This window comes from Paenibacillus sp. FSL K6-0108 (assembly GCF_045040695.1).
GTDB classification, from domain to species: Bacteria; Bacillota; Bacilli; order Paenibacillales; family Paenibacillaceae; genus Paenibacillus; species Paenibacillus pabuli_B.
The window spans coordinates 211,207-227,702 of sequence record NZ_CP150288.1; the positions used below are offsets into that span (position 1 = coordinate 211,207).

Sequence of the window (16,496 nt, forward strand, 5' to 3'; positions counted from 1 at the left end):
CCCGATTTGAAGATTGGAAAATTTAATGGAGGTGAATTTCGTGGCACGTGTATTAGTTGTAATGATGCCTGCAGAAGGGCATATCAATCCGACGCTCGGAATAATCAAGGAACTGATAGAGAACGGCGATGAGGTCGTCTACTGTTGTACGGAAAAATATCGGACGAAGATTGAAGCGTTAGGCGCGCAATTTAAAGCGTACTCCTTCAACGAGGCAACCCTGCTCAACAATCCAGATATGAAGCCATTTGAACTCAAGCATCCGTATCAATTTTTATATATGGTTTTGAAAAAAATTATTCAACGATTTATTCCGGATGTTCTGAATCTGATCGAAAATGAAACCTATGATTATTTAATTTTTGACTCTTTAATAGGCTGGGGAGGACAGATTTTAGGTGAGAAGCTGGGTATACCAACGGTATGCTCAACCACCACCTTTGTTTTTGTGGAACCTCTCAAATTAGATAATCAACTGAAGGATGACGATGAGGAGGTCAAGAAGCTTTATAACGGCATCATCGAGATGTCCCAACAATTAGCTTCCCAGTTCAATGTGGCTGTGCCTTCTCTGGCGGATCTTTCAGGGCACCCAGGACAACTGAAGATTGTTTATACAAGCCGTTATTTTCAACCCATGGGGGACAAGCTGGATGACAGCTATGTGTTCACCGGACCGTCTATTATCCCCCGTAAGGATGCACCATCCTTTGCAAAAGAGTCCCTGCATGCCCTCTATAAACAAGCGGTATATATTTCGATGGGGACCATTTTAAACAAAGATCTTGAATTCTATAAGCTGTGCTTTACAGCTTTCGGTGATTTGCCTGTGCAGTTTATACTGTCTTCAGGGAAGGATACTGATTTGGAGCCGATTGCTGATCTCATTCCTGACAATTTCATCATCAGACCCTACCTCCCACAACTGGAAGTGCTGCAAAGTGTAGATGCCTTTCTGACACATGCGGGCATGAACAGTACAAGCGAAGCTTTGTATTACAATGTACCATTGGTCATGCTTCCGTTAACCTCAGATCAGCCGCGTGTAGCAGGCCGGGTGCATGAGCTCGGAGCAGGGATCATCGTGGATAAAAATAACCTTACACCCGACGTACTTAGAAACGCGTTATTAGAAGTGCTCGGGAATGCCTCCTATAAGGAACATGCTGAGGTTATTGGGAAAACGTTACGCGATGCTGGCGGGTACCAGCAGGCTGCTATCGCCATTCAGAACTTTATGGACGATCGGTCGTTATCGGCCACGCCGATCTCTTCGCATGAATAAAGAGGCAACTTGCCTTTATTAAAATTAGACAAGAAAGCCACCACCCGGCATAACGGGTTGGTGGCTATATTTGATTCATCCGCGTATGGAGGGGTAGAATAAATGAGAGAGCATACCACTTTTTCTATATCGTTTAGTAACCCTTTCGCAAAGGAGAGTTTACAGATGAATCATACCATCCCGGAATATACGTTGAATGATGGCTTGAAAGTGCCTGCCATTGGCTTTGGTACCTATAGCTTAAAAGGAGAAAAAGGCGTCAAATCCATAGCGTCCGCGATGGATGCAGGTTACCGGCTGATTGACACCGCGTATAACTATGAGAACGAGGCAACTGTCGGAAAGGCGATCAAGCAGAGCTCTGTTTCCAGAGAAGAGCTGCTGATCTCATCCAAGCTGCCAGGGCGTTACCATGCTTTTGAAAAGGCGATTGTAGCCATCCAAGAATCTCTATACAGAGCAGATCTGGACTATTATGATCTATATCTGATTCACTGGCCAAATCCCAAGCAGGATATGTATGTGGAAGCGTGGCAGGCACTCATTGAGGCGAAGAAACGCGGATACATCCGATCAATTGGAGTTAGCAATTTCCTACCGGAACATAACGAACGTCTGATTAAGGAGACGGGAGTGGCGCCAAGTCTGAATCAGATTGAGCTGCATCCATTCTTTGACCAAGCGGATCAGCGGGAGAAGGATTCGCAGCATGGCATTGTTAACGAATCGTGGAGTCCCATTGGGCGTGGTAATGATGCGGTACAGGATATCGTAAAAGATGAGCAGATCCTTCGCATTGCCGAAGCTCATGGCAAAACGGCTACTCAGGTTATCTTGCGCTGGCATACCCAACTTGGTTCCATTCCGATCCCTAAAGCAGGCTCGCTTCAACACCAGCAAGAGAATATCAATATTTTCGATTTCGAGCTGGACGAGAAGGAGATGCAAGTCATTTCTTCTTATAATCGTAAGGATGGACGGTTGTGGAATCAGGACCCGAGTGAGTACGAAGAGTTTTAAAAGGTTTATTTATAGGATAGATAAGGAAAAGTTCAATTCACCTTACAGTGGATAGAATGAGTATAAAATAAATATGGCCTCCTATTCTACAGGAATGTAGATAGGAGGCTTTTTGTTGTATTAAAAAAGTGAGTGCAATTGGAGCAGGAGTAATATGGGCGAAGTTAGTGATACAGCTAACTACTCAACCAATTCCTTAGATCTCTGCGCCATATCCTGTAAAACGCGAGCCACCCGACTTTTTCTGCCCTTTGCTTTTCTCTGTATTCTTGCGAGCGATCTTTTATACGCTTCCACATCTGTTTGAAGCGCGAAGTGTTTGGCAGCAATCCGCAATGTTTTCTTTAACAATCGTGCGGAAGAACGTGTTGTTCTGGACCGGAAGCCTCTGCGCAAGATTCGCAGCGTTTTTTTGTAGGTTTGGAGGTCAGCTGATGGTGGTACTACGCAGAATAAATTGAGTGCGGAATCATTGAATCCATAGGTTTCGAGCATGATTTTCAGATTTTCTGTATTGAGCACTTCCCCTCGGAAATGGGTAGGATGTTCTTGATGATAACCTACGACCTCCTTCATACAGTAGAAGGGCACTTTCAAACGATGCAGTCTGTAGCCCAGATCCCAGTCTTCAAGCCCATACAGTACAAACCTTTCATTGAAACCTCCAACTCGATTTAGAAGGCTTCGGCGGATGGAAACACACCGCGTAACGAGCAGCATCCATGGAGCCACATCGGTGCTGGCAAATTGCTTGATGACACCAGGCGGTATTTTGGTTGGGAAAATTACTTTGGACAATGTATCTGTCTGATGAATGATATCTTCCGGTGTGACCAGTGGGACGATTTCATTCGCTGCATCAAATTCGGGACGCCATAAGTTTGAAGGGGTGAGGATTGAACGGCAATGATCTTTTTCCGATGGCGAGAAGTCCGGATAGTAGTGGGTATAAGCATCGGCAAAGGAATGTGGAAAACCCGAAACGACGGCTCTGGGATTTTTACGATGATATTGACGCACTGTTCGGATGAATTCGGGTAAAGCCAGAAAGTCAGCATCACAGAAGATGACGTATAGCCCTTTGGCATGCTGAAGTCCCAAATTTCGAATCGCTGATCTTCCACGTTGTTCCGTTTGGGATACGTAGGTCAAAGAATATGAAGACTGAAATGCCTGGATCTGTTCTTTCGTTCCATCAGTGGAACCGTCATCAGCTACGATGACTTCGAAAAGGTGCTTCGGGTAGGTTTGTGTCTCTAAGGCTGCCAGAGTAAGCGATAACTGATGGGCCCGATTATAGGTTGGGATAATGATGCTGTAGCGGATCGCCATTCCTGTTTCCTCCTTCACGTTGTTGGACGCTCCTTATGAAAAAAACGAACACGCTCAATTAAGAAGTGATATTAGTTTATTCCATATATGTGGCAGCGACTGGTCAAACACCTTATGATTTTGGAAACGGGCTTGATCGATCTCCTTCTTTTGTTCACGCTCACCGTTCAATCTGGAAATATGATCTTAATCTCTTGCATTCATGTGCAAATCCTGCGCTGCACAAGGGAATATCAAATTTTAGATATGTCGGCAAGAATGGAGGATAGCCAATATAGCGGGCAAGCGGTAACTTTATGGGGAGCAATAACAGGGCTGCTTATCCACGATACACATTCAATGGGGGGACGTGAAGCAATGAAACGGTCATGGAGAAAACGACTGGCAATTGGAATCTGCCTGATGATGAGTATTACTGCTCTCGGGGGCTGTTCAGGGGGAAATGGAAGTACAGGTGAAGCAGGAGGAGATGGACCTACCCCCATTTCAATCTGGATGTCGATGAATACCAATGCTTCCATCACACTCAAGAGCATGAATGAAATTACGGCGATTAAGGAATGGGAGAAGAAAACCAATACCAAAATCGAATTCCAGCATCCCGCTGTGGGTGCCGAGACCGAACAGTTCAATGTCATGATTGCCTCGAATCAGCTGCCTGATGCCATGTTTGTCAATGGAGATTACGCCAAGCTGTTCAATGATGGTATCATCATTCGACTTAACGAACTCATTGATGAATACGCTCCCAATTTGAAAAAGATCCTGGAGGAGAATCCCGAGGTTGCCAAACAGTTAAAAGCCGATAACGGAGATATCTATGCGATACCGCATCTGCGACTGGGGGAATACAAAACCTTCGGCGGTACATTCATCCGTCAGGATTGGCTGGATGAGCTGAAGCTGGAGAAACCGGAAACGATTGAGGAATGGGAGACGGTACTCAAGGCCTTTAAGGAGAAAAAAGGCGTAGCAGCGCCGCTATTGTTTGGTGCGCCACCCAAAATGACCACGATGGGACCTGCCGCACCGACGTATCTGGAGGCTTACGGTATCACTAATAATACGTTCATGAAAGATGGCAAGGTGGTCTATGGACCCATCGAGCCGGAATATAAGGAATTTCTAACGATGTTCCATCGCTGGTATCAGGAGGGATTGATTGATCCCGATTTTGCTACCAATGACCAGAAAACATACGACGCCAAAATTTTGAGCAGTCAAGCGGGTGCTTTTTTCACCTTCATCGGTGGAGGTGTAGGCCGCTATCTGCCCGCTCTGCAGGAAACGGATCCGAACGCCAATCTGACTGCCACCCAGTATCCGGTGTTGAATAAGGGGGATGAACCACTGTTTACCGGACGTTCCTGGGAATGGAGCAGTAGCGGCGTTGTGCTAACCAATAGCAACAAACATCCGGAGGAAACGGTCAAAGCACTCGATTATTTCTTCAGTGAAGAAGGACATATGCTCAAAAATTTTGGGGTGGAGGGCCTCACCTACACGATGAAGGACGGTTACCCGACCTATACGGATGAGATTTTGAAAAATCCGGACGGCCTGTCAGTTGCTCAAGCCATGGCCAAACATTTTATTGCGAACTATCCCTTCGTTGGGGAGGATGACGACCGATACAACGAGCAGTATTATCAGCTCCAACAGCAGAAGGATGCGGCGGTTCTGTTCTCCAAATACAGCGAGAATACGTTGAAGGTGGGCCTTCCTCCGACCAGTCTGACGACAGAAGAATCCACGGAGTACAGCAAAATCATGAGTGATATTGGAACCTATCGGGACGAAATGTTCGTCAAGTTTGTCATTGGGGTTGAGCCGATTGAGAACTTTGACAAGTTTGTGGATCAGATCAACAAGTTTAACGTGAAACGGGCTATTGAAATTCAGCAAGCGGCCCTGGACCGGTATAACGCCAGATAAGGAAGAGATGCCCACGGATGGTGAAGCCTTTTTACGGTTTTACCGCCGTGGACGCCCTCTTTGGAATGAAAAAGGAAGGGGATGAAGGAGTTGTCGCACAAGCTTTCCTTGTTATGGCTCAATTACAAAAAGAATAAGGCCATCTACTGGATGGCTCTTCCCGTCGTTTTATATTTTCTCGTTTTCAAATACTTGCCGATGTACGGAGCCATCATTGCATTCAAAGACTACTCGGTGGGCAAAGGTATATGGGGCAGTGATTGGGTCGGATTGCAGCATTTTCGGGATTTCTTCCAGAGTTATTATTTCTGGCGGATTCTGAAGAATACTCTTTTGCTAAGCTTTTATCAGCTGTTGTTCGGTTTCCCGGCTCCCATTCTTCTTGCCCTTCTGCTGAATGAACTCAGGCATGAAATCTTCAAACGCACGGTGCAGACGATCTCATACATTCCTCACTTTATTTCCCTTGTTGTCGTCTGCGGCATGATTGTTGATTTCTCATCCCGGGATGGACTGTTTAACACCATTATTGGTTATTTTGGCGGTCAGAGCAGCGCGCTTCTCAGTGACCCGGCTAATTTCCGTACCATATATACCGCCTCATCGATCTGGCAGGAGCTTGGTTTCTCCAGCATCATTTATTTGGCTGCGCTTAGCGGCATTAACCCCGAGCTCTACGATGCTGCCAACGTGGATGGAGCGAGTCGGCTTCGCCAGGTGTGGCATATCACGCTGCCTGGCATCATTCCGATGATTATGATTCTCCTCATACTCCGCATTGGTGGACTGATGGAGATTGGGTTCGAGAAAATTATTCTGCTCTATAATCCGAACGTGTATGATACAGCAGATGTGATCTCGACGTTTGTCTACCGCAAAGGGATTAGTGAAAGTGCCGAATTCAGCTATACAACTGCGGTGGGTTTGTTCCAGTCGGTCATTAACTTTGCGCTGCTAATCGGTGCCAACCGCCTGTCCAAGGTGATATCCAATACGAAGCTGTTCTAACGAAGAACGAGGTGAAGGGAGGGATTTTTTTGCGAATGAAAAGATCCATTGGAGAGCGGTTGTTTGGCGGTGCGAACGCGATTCTGATGACAGGGCTGATTATCGTCACCTTGTATCCGCTGCTGCATGTGCTAAATGCATCGCTTAGCGATTCAAGTCAGCTCATGGCCCATCGAGGTCTGCTGCTTTTCCCCAAAGGCATTACGATGGAGAGCTACAAGCTGGTGCTGAGCAACCCCAACATTCTGTCCGGATACCGGAATACGATATTCATTGTGGTGGTGGGCACGGCGCTGAATCTGCTGTTCACTATTCTGGGGGCGTATACGTTGTCCCGCAAAAGCTTTATGCTCCGCAATCCGATCATGCTGGCGATTGTATTTACGATGTTTTTTAACGGCGGAATCATCCCGTCCTATCTGTTGATCAATAACACGCTCCATATGGGTAACAGCCTGTGGGCTCTGATTGTACCTGGTCTGATCAGCAGCTATAATCTGATTATTATGCGGACTTCCTTTGCAGAAATCTCGGAAAGTCTGTTAGAGTCGGCCCGTATAGACGGGGCAGGTGAGATGCTTATTCTCTGGCGGATCGTTGTACCATTGTCCATGCCCGTCATTGCGGTGATGATTCTCTTTTACGGTGTCGGTCACTGGAATTCATGGTTCAGTGCCATCCTGTACATTCGGGACCGGAACCTGTTTCCGCTTCAACTGGTGCTGCGCGAAATTCTGATTCAGAACAGTACGGACTCGATGACGACAGGAGCGACCGCAATGGACAAAGAGGCCATCGGTGAAAGTGTAAAATACGCAACCGTCATGGTAGCCACTCTGCCTATATTGTTCATCTATCCGTTTCTGCAGAAATACTTTGTTAAAGGTGTTATGATCGGAGCAATCAAAGAATAGAGTTGCTTTAGGCCATGCCATGCCAAATAACACAGTGTGAGGAGGAGACGAATGAAGAGGAAAAGCATCCTGTTGTCCTGGAGCATTTCTTACATGGTCATTCTGCTCATTCCCATTGTGATCGGTGCTGCTGTATTTGCCGAGTCTCGTATGCTGCTTGAGGAAGAAGTGAATCGTTCCAACATGGTGCTGTTATCTCAGGTGCAGGAAACCATTGATAACCAGATTGGCGATATTGGCAGCATTAGCAATCAATTAATGGCCGACTCACAACTGATGAGCTTCATTAATCACGCGTCTGAACAGGATGCCCGCTGGAGGTTCATGGGGATTGATCTGATCAAAAACCTGAAATCCACACGCGTCGGAAACGGCTTGATTAGTGAACTGTATATATATATCAAACAACCCGATATTGCCTTATCCTCTTCCTCACTCATTCAGAAAAAGTATCTATATGACATATTCTATCAGGGCACCAATGTAACCGAGGAAGCGTGGACCCGGCTTATGCACGATTCCGGCAAGAGTATGTACAGAAAGATGGAGGTTCGGAGCGAAGATCGACGGATTGAAGATACGCTTGTCTATATTCAGCCGTTCCCTATTCAGAATGGCGCTGACAGCCCTGCAACCTTCGTTGTTAACCTGGACCCTAATCGATTCCAGCAAGCCATTGATAACGTACGTTTGGAAAAAGAGAGCACCGTGTTCATTCTGGATCACGACGGTCAAACGTTATTTTCTACCGGATCACTTGAAACCCCTTACATGAATGGGGAGGATCTTAACCTTTTCGATGATGCTGGAAAAAGAACGGAAACGATCGATTGGAACGGAGAATCCGTGACCATATCGCAGATTTCTTCCAAGATTCAGGACTGGAAGTATGTATCCATCATACCTACCCGAATCTATGCCAAGAAGCTGACGGTTATCCGCGATATTACGATTGGAGGCGTTGCCGCAGGACTTCTTCTTGGCGGGGTGGCAGCCTGGTGGTTCACCAGACGGAATTACCGTCCGCTGGGACGGATCATGAACATTATCTCGGATAAGGTCAAATGGAAACTGGAACAGCCGGACGATGAATATGGCATTTTGCAATCTGTTCTGATCCAAGCCTGGGAAGAGCAGGATCAATTTGCGAATAGGCTTAAGGATCAGCAAAGCGTTATACGGAGCAGTCTGCTCTCCAAGCTGATGAAGGGAAGGGTTCAGGTGGGTGAGGATTTTGCTTCAACGCTGGAACGTTCGGGCATCCGGTTCGAGACAAATTCGTTTGCCGTATTGCTCCTTCACATTGAGGATGTTGAAGGGCTGTTCCGTTCCAGAGTACGTGAGCAAGATCAGGAGGAGAAGCATCAATTTGTACACCTGATTCTGACCAATGTGCTGGAGGAGATGATCGGCTCGATCGGCCATGTCTACTCTGCCGACATTGATGGAAGGATCGCGTTCCTGATTAATATTCGGGATTGTGAGGAGGACACCAGTCAGCGGTTGATTCGTGCAGTCGAAGAAGCCCAGCGTTTCATCGGCTCCCGATTCTGTGTCTACTTTTCTGTTGGCGTTAGCCATGTTCATCACCGTATGGCGGAGATCGCGGATTGTTTCCGAGAATCGGAAGAAGCGCTGGAATACAGGCTGATTCTGGGGATCGGTCAGATTATTGATCCGAACCGGATTCGTCGGCCCAAGGAGGAGCTGTATTACCCTCTCGATCTGGAGAGACAGCTTATCAATTATATCGCTACAGGCAATTATGCCCGTTCCACGGAAGTGATGAACGAAATTCTCATGACCAATTTTGCAGGAGAACCCTTGTCTGTTGAACTGGCTCGCTGTCTGATGTTTGAGTTGATCGGTACCTTTCTGAAAGCTACCGAACAGATCAAGACGGACCACCAGAACGAGATGACGCAGCGCAACGAACTGATCCGGCAATTGTTTGCATGTGAGACCTTTGAGGAGATCGAGGCTGAGCTGTTGCAAGTACTGGAGACGGTATGCCAGACGGTGCATGAACGCAAGCGATCCCGCAGTGAGGAATTGAAGGATCAACTGGTGGAATTTATCCATGAGAGTTATGCGGATGTCAATTTGGGCTTGACCCATTTATCCGAGCGCTTTCGTTTTCATCCAACTTATGTTTCTAAGTACTTCAAGGAACAGACTGGAGTCAACGTGATCGATTACATCAATCAATATCGAATTGAGCAATCCAAGAAAATTTTACAGGCAGAGGAACTGACGATTCAGGACGTTTCCGAGCGGGTGGGTTTCCTGAACAGCAATTCGTTCATTCGTGTCTTTAAGAAGTATGAGGGAATCACACCCGGCCAATATAAGCAAAACAGAAGACTTGTCCAGCAAGAGGGTTGAAGCATAATACTTGCCTAGAGGAGGAACTGTTCCATGTGGAAAAAAGCTATTGATGATGCGTTACATGTCACCCGACGTAATATAGATCGATTTGGGGGACGCTTTCCCCATGTTAGCAACGGCGATGAGCATTATGTGCTTAACGATAATACAGAATGGACGGCTGGATTCTGGTCAGGCATCCTATGGTTATGCACGGAGTATACCCACGATCCTGAATTTCATGAGGCAGCCGTAAAAAGCGTCGATAACTTCCGTCGCCGAATGGATCAGAAAATCATTTTTGATCATCATGATATTGGTTTCCTTTATTCGTTGTCTTCCAAGGCACAATGGATTGTGGAGCAAGATGATGCCGCAAGGAAACTGACGCTGGAAGCTGCGGATATGCTGATGAAACGCTGGAGGGAAGAAGCCGGACTGATCCAGGCTTGGGGGCGCAAAGGCGATGTGAACAACGGAGGGCGAATCATTATCGATTGCCTGCTCAACCTTCCACTGCTGTTCTGGGCGTATGAACAAACGAATAACGAGGAGTATCGCCGCGTTGCCGAGCTGCATGCGCTCAAAAGCCGCCGGTTCCTTGTACGTGGGGACGACTCAAGCTATCATACGTTTTATTTTGACCAGGCTACCGGAGAGGCTATTCGAGGTGGTACGCATCAGGGTTACCATGACGGCTCTACCTGGACTCGCGGACAGGCATGGGGGATATATGGTTTTGCACTGTGCAGCCGCTATCTGCAAAGTGCAGAGATGTTAGAGACAGCGAAGCGTCTCGCACGTTATTTCCTTGCCCATCTTCCGGAGGACGAAGTAGCGTATTGGGATTTTGATGCCCCGCAGACACCTGAACCGAAACGGGACAGTTCTGCATCGGCCATTGTTGCCTGTGGTCTGCTGGAAATTTCCGGACGGCTTGATGAGGCTGATCCTGAGCGGGAGGTTTTTCGTAAAGCAGCGGAATCGTCCATGAAATCCTTAATTCATCATTATTCCACGCAGGGATCGGACACAGCCGAGGGTCTGCTGAAGCATGGTTCTTACTCCGTGAGAGGTGGAGATTCACCTGACGATTACACGATCTGGGGCGATTATTTTTATCTTGAAGCGTTGATGCGTCTGGAACGAGGCATTCCTGGCTATTGGTATGATCGATAAGGTGAGAGTTGTTGTTTTTGTATCCCCCTATATCCTAGGTTGATGAGGATACAGACGTTTTTGTTGCTGCTGTTCATCCAGAAGTTGCATCATCCAGTGCTGGATGGTTATCATCTGCGAAGTAGCATAGGCGTCCATTTCCACTTACTACGACTTATACAAAAAAACGACCGTTGCCCAGTAGAAGAATGGGAAACGGTCGTTGCTGTAACAATCTCTTTTATTACTTTAAACTTGCGTTTTGGGAGCAAGCTCAATGGCAGAACGGATAGCAGCCAGCATGCTTTTATCGTCAGCGATGTTTTTGCCTGCGATGTCAAAGGCCGTTCCATGGTCTACAGAGGTGCGGATAATACCGCCTTTGAGACCTACTGTAATGTTCACACCCTCTTCAATACCCATAACTTTGATCGGTGCATGTCCCTGGTCGTGATAACAAGCAACAACGATATCAAAATCGCCACGACCGGCACGGAAGAATAACGTGTCCGCTGGGAGTGGACCAACGACGTTAATGCCTTCTTTCTGCGCACGTTCGATGCCGGGCTGCAGTTTTTCTTCCTCTTCACCATTACCGAACAGTCCGTTCTCACCTGCATGCGGGTTAATACCGCATACTGCAACGCGCGGATTCTCGAAGCCGGCTTTTTTCAATGTATCATGGGCCAGTTTAACCACAGTGTACGTTCTTTCCGGGTTGATGCTCGCAATGGCATCAATCAGGCCCATATGTGTCGTAAGGTGAATTACGCGCAGATTGGGTGTAGTCAACATCATGGAGAAATCCTCGGTATCGGTCAGATCAGCCAAAATCTCGGTGTGACCTGGATACAGGTGCCCACCCAGATGCAGAGCTTCCTTGTTCAGAGGTGCTGTGCAGATGGAGTGAATCTGCTGTTTTTTGGCCAGATCAATGGCTTTCGCCAGAAACTGAAACGCTGCATCACCCGCAACGGCAGATACTTTACCATATTCCAGATCAGCTGGAACGAGGTCCAGATCAATAACGTCCACAGTACCGAATGCATACTTGGCGTCGGATGGCTCATGAATGGCATTTACCTTCAGATTCGATCCGATAACAGGCAGGACACGCTCCAAAATTTTGGCATCGCCAATGACGAGTGGATTGCAGTTGTTGTAGACCTCCTGATGGCCCAATGCTTTCATGATGATCTCGGGTCCAATGCCTGCTGCATCACCCATTGTAATTCCAACGGTTGGTTTCATACGGTAACTCCTCCTTTTAATTTTTCAATCGCATGGATGAAGACGTCGGGCTGGCCGAAACCGCCTGCTTTGGTAATCACGTGCAAATCTTCAATTCCAATAAATTTCGATATCGGTACACCAATTTCAAGCTCATCGAGCAGTTCGAAACCGCTGATATTCCACTTCATACAGATTTGTTTGGCCGTATCTCCGCCCGTCATGGATACCCCTTTGAAATACCCATTCTCCAGCAGCTTGGCACAGATTTCACCTATGGCTCGTACAATTTCATTGCTGACCTCGGTGTGATTAAGCCCTCGGACCTCACCTGTAGCACGTGCCAGTTCAATATCCACCTGTTCGGCGGTCGAGTAGAGGACCACATCATTGCCTTCCACGGCTTTGGCCTTCACTTCTTCATACACCCGATCGATTTCTTGCTCACGATCTGCAGATTCCGATACGGCTTTGAAGGAGTGGAACGGGATGGAGGATACGTTGGTTTTCTGTAGCAACTGCTTGAGTTGTTCACGAGAGTTTTTGTTCACACTCCCTACGACTGTGAGGATTGGTCCCGGATTCGTCGGAATGGTCAATTCCGCGGACTGTGCCCCCAAACCGTAATGAGTGGGAAGGTAGTTCGCGATGCCCGCCGAGCCTGCCCAGGCGAATGAATAATCCAGCTCGCTGGTGATCCTGAGAACCTGTTCCAAATGCTGCTCATCCGTCGAGTCGACGAGAATGTAAGGAACGCCGTTTGCCTTAAAGGTTTCCAGTTGTGCCTGTATATGAGCTGTCCCCGATTCAAGATCACTCACTGAAATCTCGCCCACTTCATACTTGGTCTGGAGCTTGAGCAAATCCGGAAGATACGAATGGGTCACAGGTGTCTTTGGATCATTCGCAATCTCGGTATCGGCCAGTGGAACACCGTTCAGATAATGCGTGCCATTAAGAATGGTGCGGTTATTCTTGGGATAACCCGGGGCGATCATCATGAAGTCCGGTTTGACCACATCATACAGAGCGTCGATCTCGATCCCGATGTTACCGCGCATGGTCGAATCCATTTTTTTGAAAATGGTGCCAAATCCGTTCCTGAGCAGCAGTTCGGCTGCCCGGTGAACCCGCTGATACGCATCCTCCGGTGTGATGGAACGGCTATCGGTATCAAACACAACCGCATCGTAATGACGAATGTTATCTTCGTCCATGTTGAAAAGCACGCTTGTCTTTAATCCATGACGGGCAAGCTGCACCCCGCTGTCATTGGCGCCGGTCAAATCATCTGCAATAATGGCTAATTTCATGCAGTCATCCCTCCTTGAAAAGCAAAATTAAATATAAGTCCGGTCAGCTAAGTTCATTGCATTTATGTGGACGGTCTTTGATTGTATTTCTCGACGCCGCCTGATTTCTCCAGCCTTTTGGAGAGGAATCCGATGAAGATCGGCAGCAGGATGGCAGTTGTCACAACACTCGCAGCAATCTGCACCGTTGCAATCTCTGCAATTGGAGCAAACGAAGCGTTTGCAGCCACGATGGCAGCAGGCGTACCTACAGCGTTACCGGCTGTGGAGCCTTCGGAAGCACCGACAATCGGGTTCCAGCCAATAGCTCTGAACAACAAGAAACCGATGCCACCAGTGATCAATACAGTCAGTACACCCAGCAAGATACCGCTGAGTCCGCCTTGAATGATCGATGAGAAGTTAATTCCCATACCCAGTGAAAAGGCGAAGAATGGAACGAGCTTATCACTGCCTTTATGCAGCCATTCAGCCATGTTGCGATCCAGGTTACCAATAACAACGCCGACGATTAGCGGAAGCAGTACAGCTACAAAGGACATCGGGGAGAACATGCCGTTGGCGAAGCCCATCGCACCAAAGATGGAAAGAGCAACCATGGTGAGAAACGGTCCGTCGCTGAGCGCGAGGAACGGATAAGCCGCTTTGTCATCTTCTTTGCCGTATTGTCCGGCCAGCGCGATGTACAGTCCACCATTAGAATTCGTCATTGCGGCGATAATGGCGAGTGGCGCCAAACCAAGGAATAAACCATTGGAGTCTGCAAAGAATATGGCGATCAAACCTAATATTGCACCAACTGCCCACTTGAACACAAGTAGTGTAACGCCCTTACCAACCGAAGAACCGGCCGTCTTGAACGTGATTTGCGTACCGGCAATCAACAGGAACAGGGCGATCAATGTGCTTGAACTGTTTACGAACAGGGCTTCTGTGAACCCCCCAATCCGCAAAGCATTCGGAAAGAATGTGTTAATGGTTGCACCGAGCAACAGGGGAACAACCATCATGCCGCCAGGAATACGATCTAATGTTGCTTTAATGTTCATAGTAGTGGCTCCTTATGAAGTAATCGTTTTTATAAAGCGTTTGCAGGGATTATGTTATCCCATATTGTTTATTTTAGCAACACTTATTTATTGTAAATTTTAAGTAATAGTTATAAATGTTTAAATATGCAACACATATAATTATAAAAAAGGCGTAAACCTAAAGTCACTCTTTAAGTTTACGCCATAACGTGGCACGGTTAATCCCCAAGCGTTCGGCCGCCTTGGACTGATTGTTGTTTTCCTCATGTAGAACGAGTTGAATAATTTCTTTTTCAATTTCTTTCAGCGTACCACTGAGCTTCATCGTATTGGATGAGGGTTGCTCACCAAGCAGATGTGATAAGGTCTCGGCTGAGATCACGTAGTCCTGTTCATTCAGTGCAGCCTGTTTGATCAGATGCCTCAACTGGTTCACTGTCATATGCGGAACTTGATCTCTGATTAGCTGCAATGCGTCCTCTTTCATCTTCACTGCAACTGTCCCATACTTCTGGTAGTAATCGCTGAGGAAATGCTGGATGAGAGGCGCAAGATCCTCCTGTCTGTCCATAAGGCTTGGCATAATGATCGTATTCAGCTCGATGTCCAAAGCTCCACTAAAATTCAATTGCTGTTCCCCGAGGATAAATACCCCGATCTGCCTCTGTAGACAGGTCTGAATGAATGCGATCAATTCCTCGTCCTTCGAGCCGTTTTCCCAATAATTAATTTCTACGTTGCGTACCTTAGAGAGTGGAATTTTGTGCAAATGACCCGGAGGTACCTTGTCCAGATCCATTTGGAGCATCAGCCCACCGCTGGAGTACATCTGATGAATATGTTTGACCAGAAAAGACTTGCCCGAATCCGCTTCACCTAGCAGATAAATGGGTTCATGATTCTCGTAAAGCGCCCGGATGTTCTTCAACACGGCCTGCATGGCAGGCGATTCGGCAACAATCGGTTCCATGGATATATCGGTATACGCCGTTATGCCAAATTGTGCAAAAGCGTACGGCTGTCCTTTTTCAAGAAAATATACTTTATAGCTCTTGTTGCTTAATGTCGTTTCATAGGCGGTCACCGTAAGCTGGTAATCGTCCACCATGAACACATTTTGAACTTGGGACTGGTGGAATTCCAGATTGGTATTGGTGAGATAAATGTGATTGTCGGACAGTGGATTTTGCTCAAAATCCGTCAGGTTCTCAAATACAACTTCGTTCTGTTCGTTGAAAACAAGAAGATTTGGATGTTCTTGAGTGACCAGATTGTTCAGTATGACGGATATCGCGTGATTTTTGCTTAAATGCCGATATACCAGCTGTGCATCTTCAAGAGCTCTGAGAATGGATTCTTTGCCAGATTGGATCAGCAAGCCTTCCAAACCATACGATTTGGCTGTATTCACGGTGATGACATCCCCAACAATCTGGCGGTAGCCCGATGCCTTCAGCTCCAGCAGCAGCCTTGCCACATCCTCAGAGCTGCGTATGGTATATACCTTTAAAGGTAATTCCATCAGATCGATAATGGACTGTGCCCCTGAAGTAATGTTGGCAAATCCAACGATAGCCGTCTGGCCGTTGAACTGGCTGGCCAGTGTCAGCGAACGAATCATGTCGTATCCCGACAACTGTACATCAATGACGGGAATGGTTACGGCTTCCTTAATCAGCTGGGCAGTACCACCGCGGCTAATCATAATCTCTGCCCCGTTTCGTTCAGCCTGGGCCGCCAATTCGGCGCCTTTCGTCAGGTCACCCACCTCATATTGAATGGCTAACTGGGGGAATAGCGGAATGCATTCTTCTATAATAGTAGTCATGGATTCGTAAGGAGCGATAATATGAACTCGTGTACGCATAATTTTCCTGCCTTTTATAAAAATCATTCATGGTTC

At 47.2% G+C, this 16,496-nt stretch carries 12 protein-coding genes; 7 read left to right on the forward strand and 5 right to left on the reverse strand.

All coding sequences use genetic code 11. From position 1 onward, the window contains the following. Positions 1-40: 40 nt before the first annotated feature. Both MHB49_RS00990 and MHB49_RS00995 read left to right on the forward strand, forming a co-directional pair. A complete protein-coding gene (locus MHB49_RS00990) occupies positions 41-1,285 on the forward strand; it encodes a macrolide family glycosyltransferase (RefSeq protein ID WP_405154686.1) in 1,245 nt (414 codons plus the stop codon). 165 nt (positions 1,286-1,450) lie between these two features. Beyond that, positions 1,451-2,305, forward strand: coding sequence for an aldo/keto reductase (locus tag MHB49_RS00995; protein WP_405154687.1), 855 nt, complete (start codon positions 1,451-1,453; stop codon positions 2,303-2,305). 180 nt (positions 2,306-2,485) lie between these two features. On the opposite strand, the gene MHB49_RS01000 is transcribed toward MHB49_RS00995, so the two are convergent. After that, a complete protein-coding gene (locus MHB49_RS01000) occupies positions 2,486-3,637 on the reverse strand; it encodes a glycosyltransferase family 2 protein (protein ID WP_405154688.1) in 1,152 nt (383 codons plus the stop codon). Positions 3,638-3,883: 246 nt separating this feature from the next. Here MHB49_RS01000 and MHB49_RS01005 point away from each other — a divergent pair, with 246 nt between their 5' ends. From MHB49_RS01005 to MHB49_RS01025, 5 genes are all read left to right on the forward strand, one after another. Then, positions 3,884-5,572 (forward strand): extracellular solute-binding protein, encoded by a 1,689-nt coding sequence (locus tag MHB49_RS01005; RefSeq protein ID WP_405154689.1) that lies wholly within the window; start codon positions 3,884-3,886, stop codon positions 5,570-5,572. A gap of 81 nt (positions 5,573-5,653) precedes the next feature. Beyond that, on the forward strand, positions 5,654-6,580 hold the full coding sequence (locus MHB49_RS01010; RefSeq protein ID WP_405154690.1) for an ABC transporter permease: 927 nt from the start codon (positions 5,654-5,656) through the stop codon (positions 6,578-6,580). Positions 6,581-6,609: 29 nt separating this feature from the next. Further along, positions 6,610-7,494, forward strand: coding sequence for a carbohydrate ABC transporter permease (locus MHB49_RS01015; RefSeq protein WP_144424583.1), 885 nt, complete (start codon positions 6,610-6,612; stop codon positions 7,492-7,494). 51 nt (positions 7,495-7,545) lie between these two features. Continuing rightward, positions 7,546-9,879 (forward strand): helix-turn-helix domain-containing protein, encoded by a 2,334-nt coding sequence (locus MHB49_RS01020; RefSeq protein ID WP_405154691.1) that lies wholly within the window; start codon positions 7,546-7,548, stop codon positions 9,877-9,879. Between the two features lie 33 nt (positions 9,880-9,912). Further along, positions 9,913-11,040 carry a glycoside hydrolase family 88 protein gene (locus MHB49_RS01025; protein ID WP_405154692.1) on the forward strand — a complete coding sequence of 376 codons (1,128 nt, stop codon included), beginning with the start codon at positions 9,913-9,915 and terminating at the stop codon, positions 11,038-11,040. Positions 11,041-11,268: 228 nt separating this feature from the next. On the opposite strand, the gene pdxA is transcribed toward MHB49_RS01025, so the two are convergent. From pdxA to MHB49_RS01045, 4 genes are all read right to left on the reverse strand, one after another. Next, entirely contained in the window at positions 11,269-12,270 is a 1,002-nt protein-coding gene (pdxA, locus tag MHB49_RS01030; protein WP_405154693.1) for a 4-hydroxythreonine-4-phosphate dehydrogenase PdxA, read from the reverse strand. Further along, the gene (locus MHB49_RS01035) at positions 12,267-13,562 is read right to left on the reverse strand and encodes a four-carbon acid sugar kinase family protein (protein WP_405154694.1); all 1,296 of its coding nucleotides are present in this window, start codon (positions 13,560-13,562) and stop codon (positions 12,267-12,269) included. The genes pdxA and MHB49_RS01035 overlap by 4 nt, the downstream gene beginning before the upstream one ends. Positions 13,563-13,624: 62 nt before the next feature. Further along, positions 13,625-14,611: a 2-keto-3-deoxygluconate permease gene (locus MHB49_RS01040; RefSeq protein ID WP_379386250.1), complete on the reverse strand. Its 987-nt coding sequence runs from the start codon at positions 14,609-14,611 to the stop codon at positions 13,625-13,627. 166 nt (positions 14,612-14,777) lie between these two features. After that, a complete protein-coding gene (locus MHB49_RS01045; protein WP_405154695.1) occupies positions 14,778-16,487 on the reverse strand; it encodes a PrpR N-terminal domain-containing protein in 1,710 nt (569 codons plus the stop codon). Positions 16,488-16,496 lie beyond the last annotated feature (9 nt).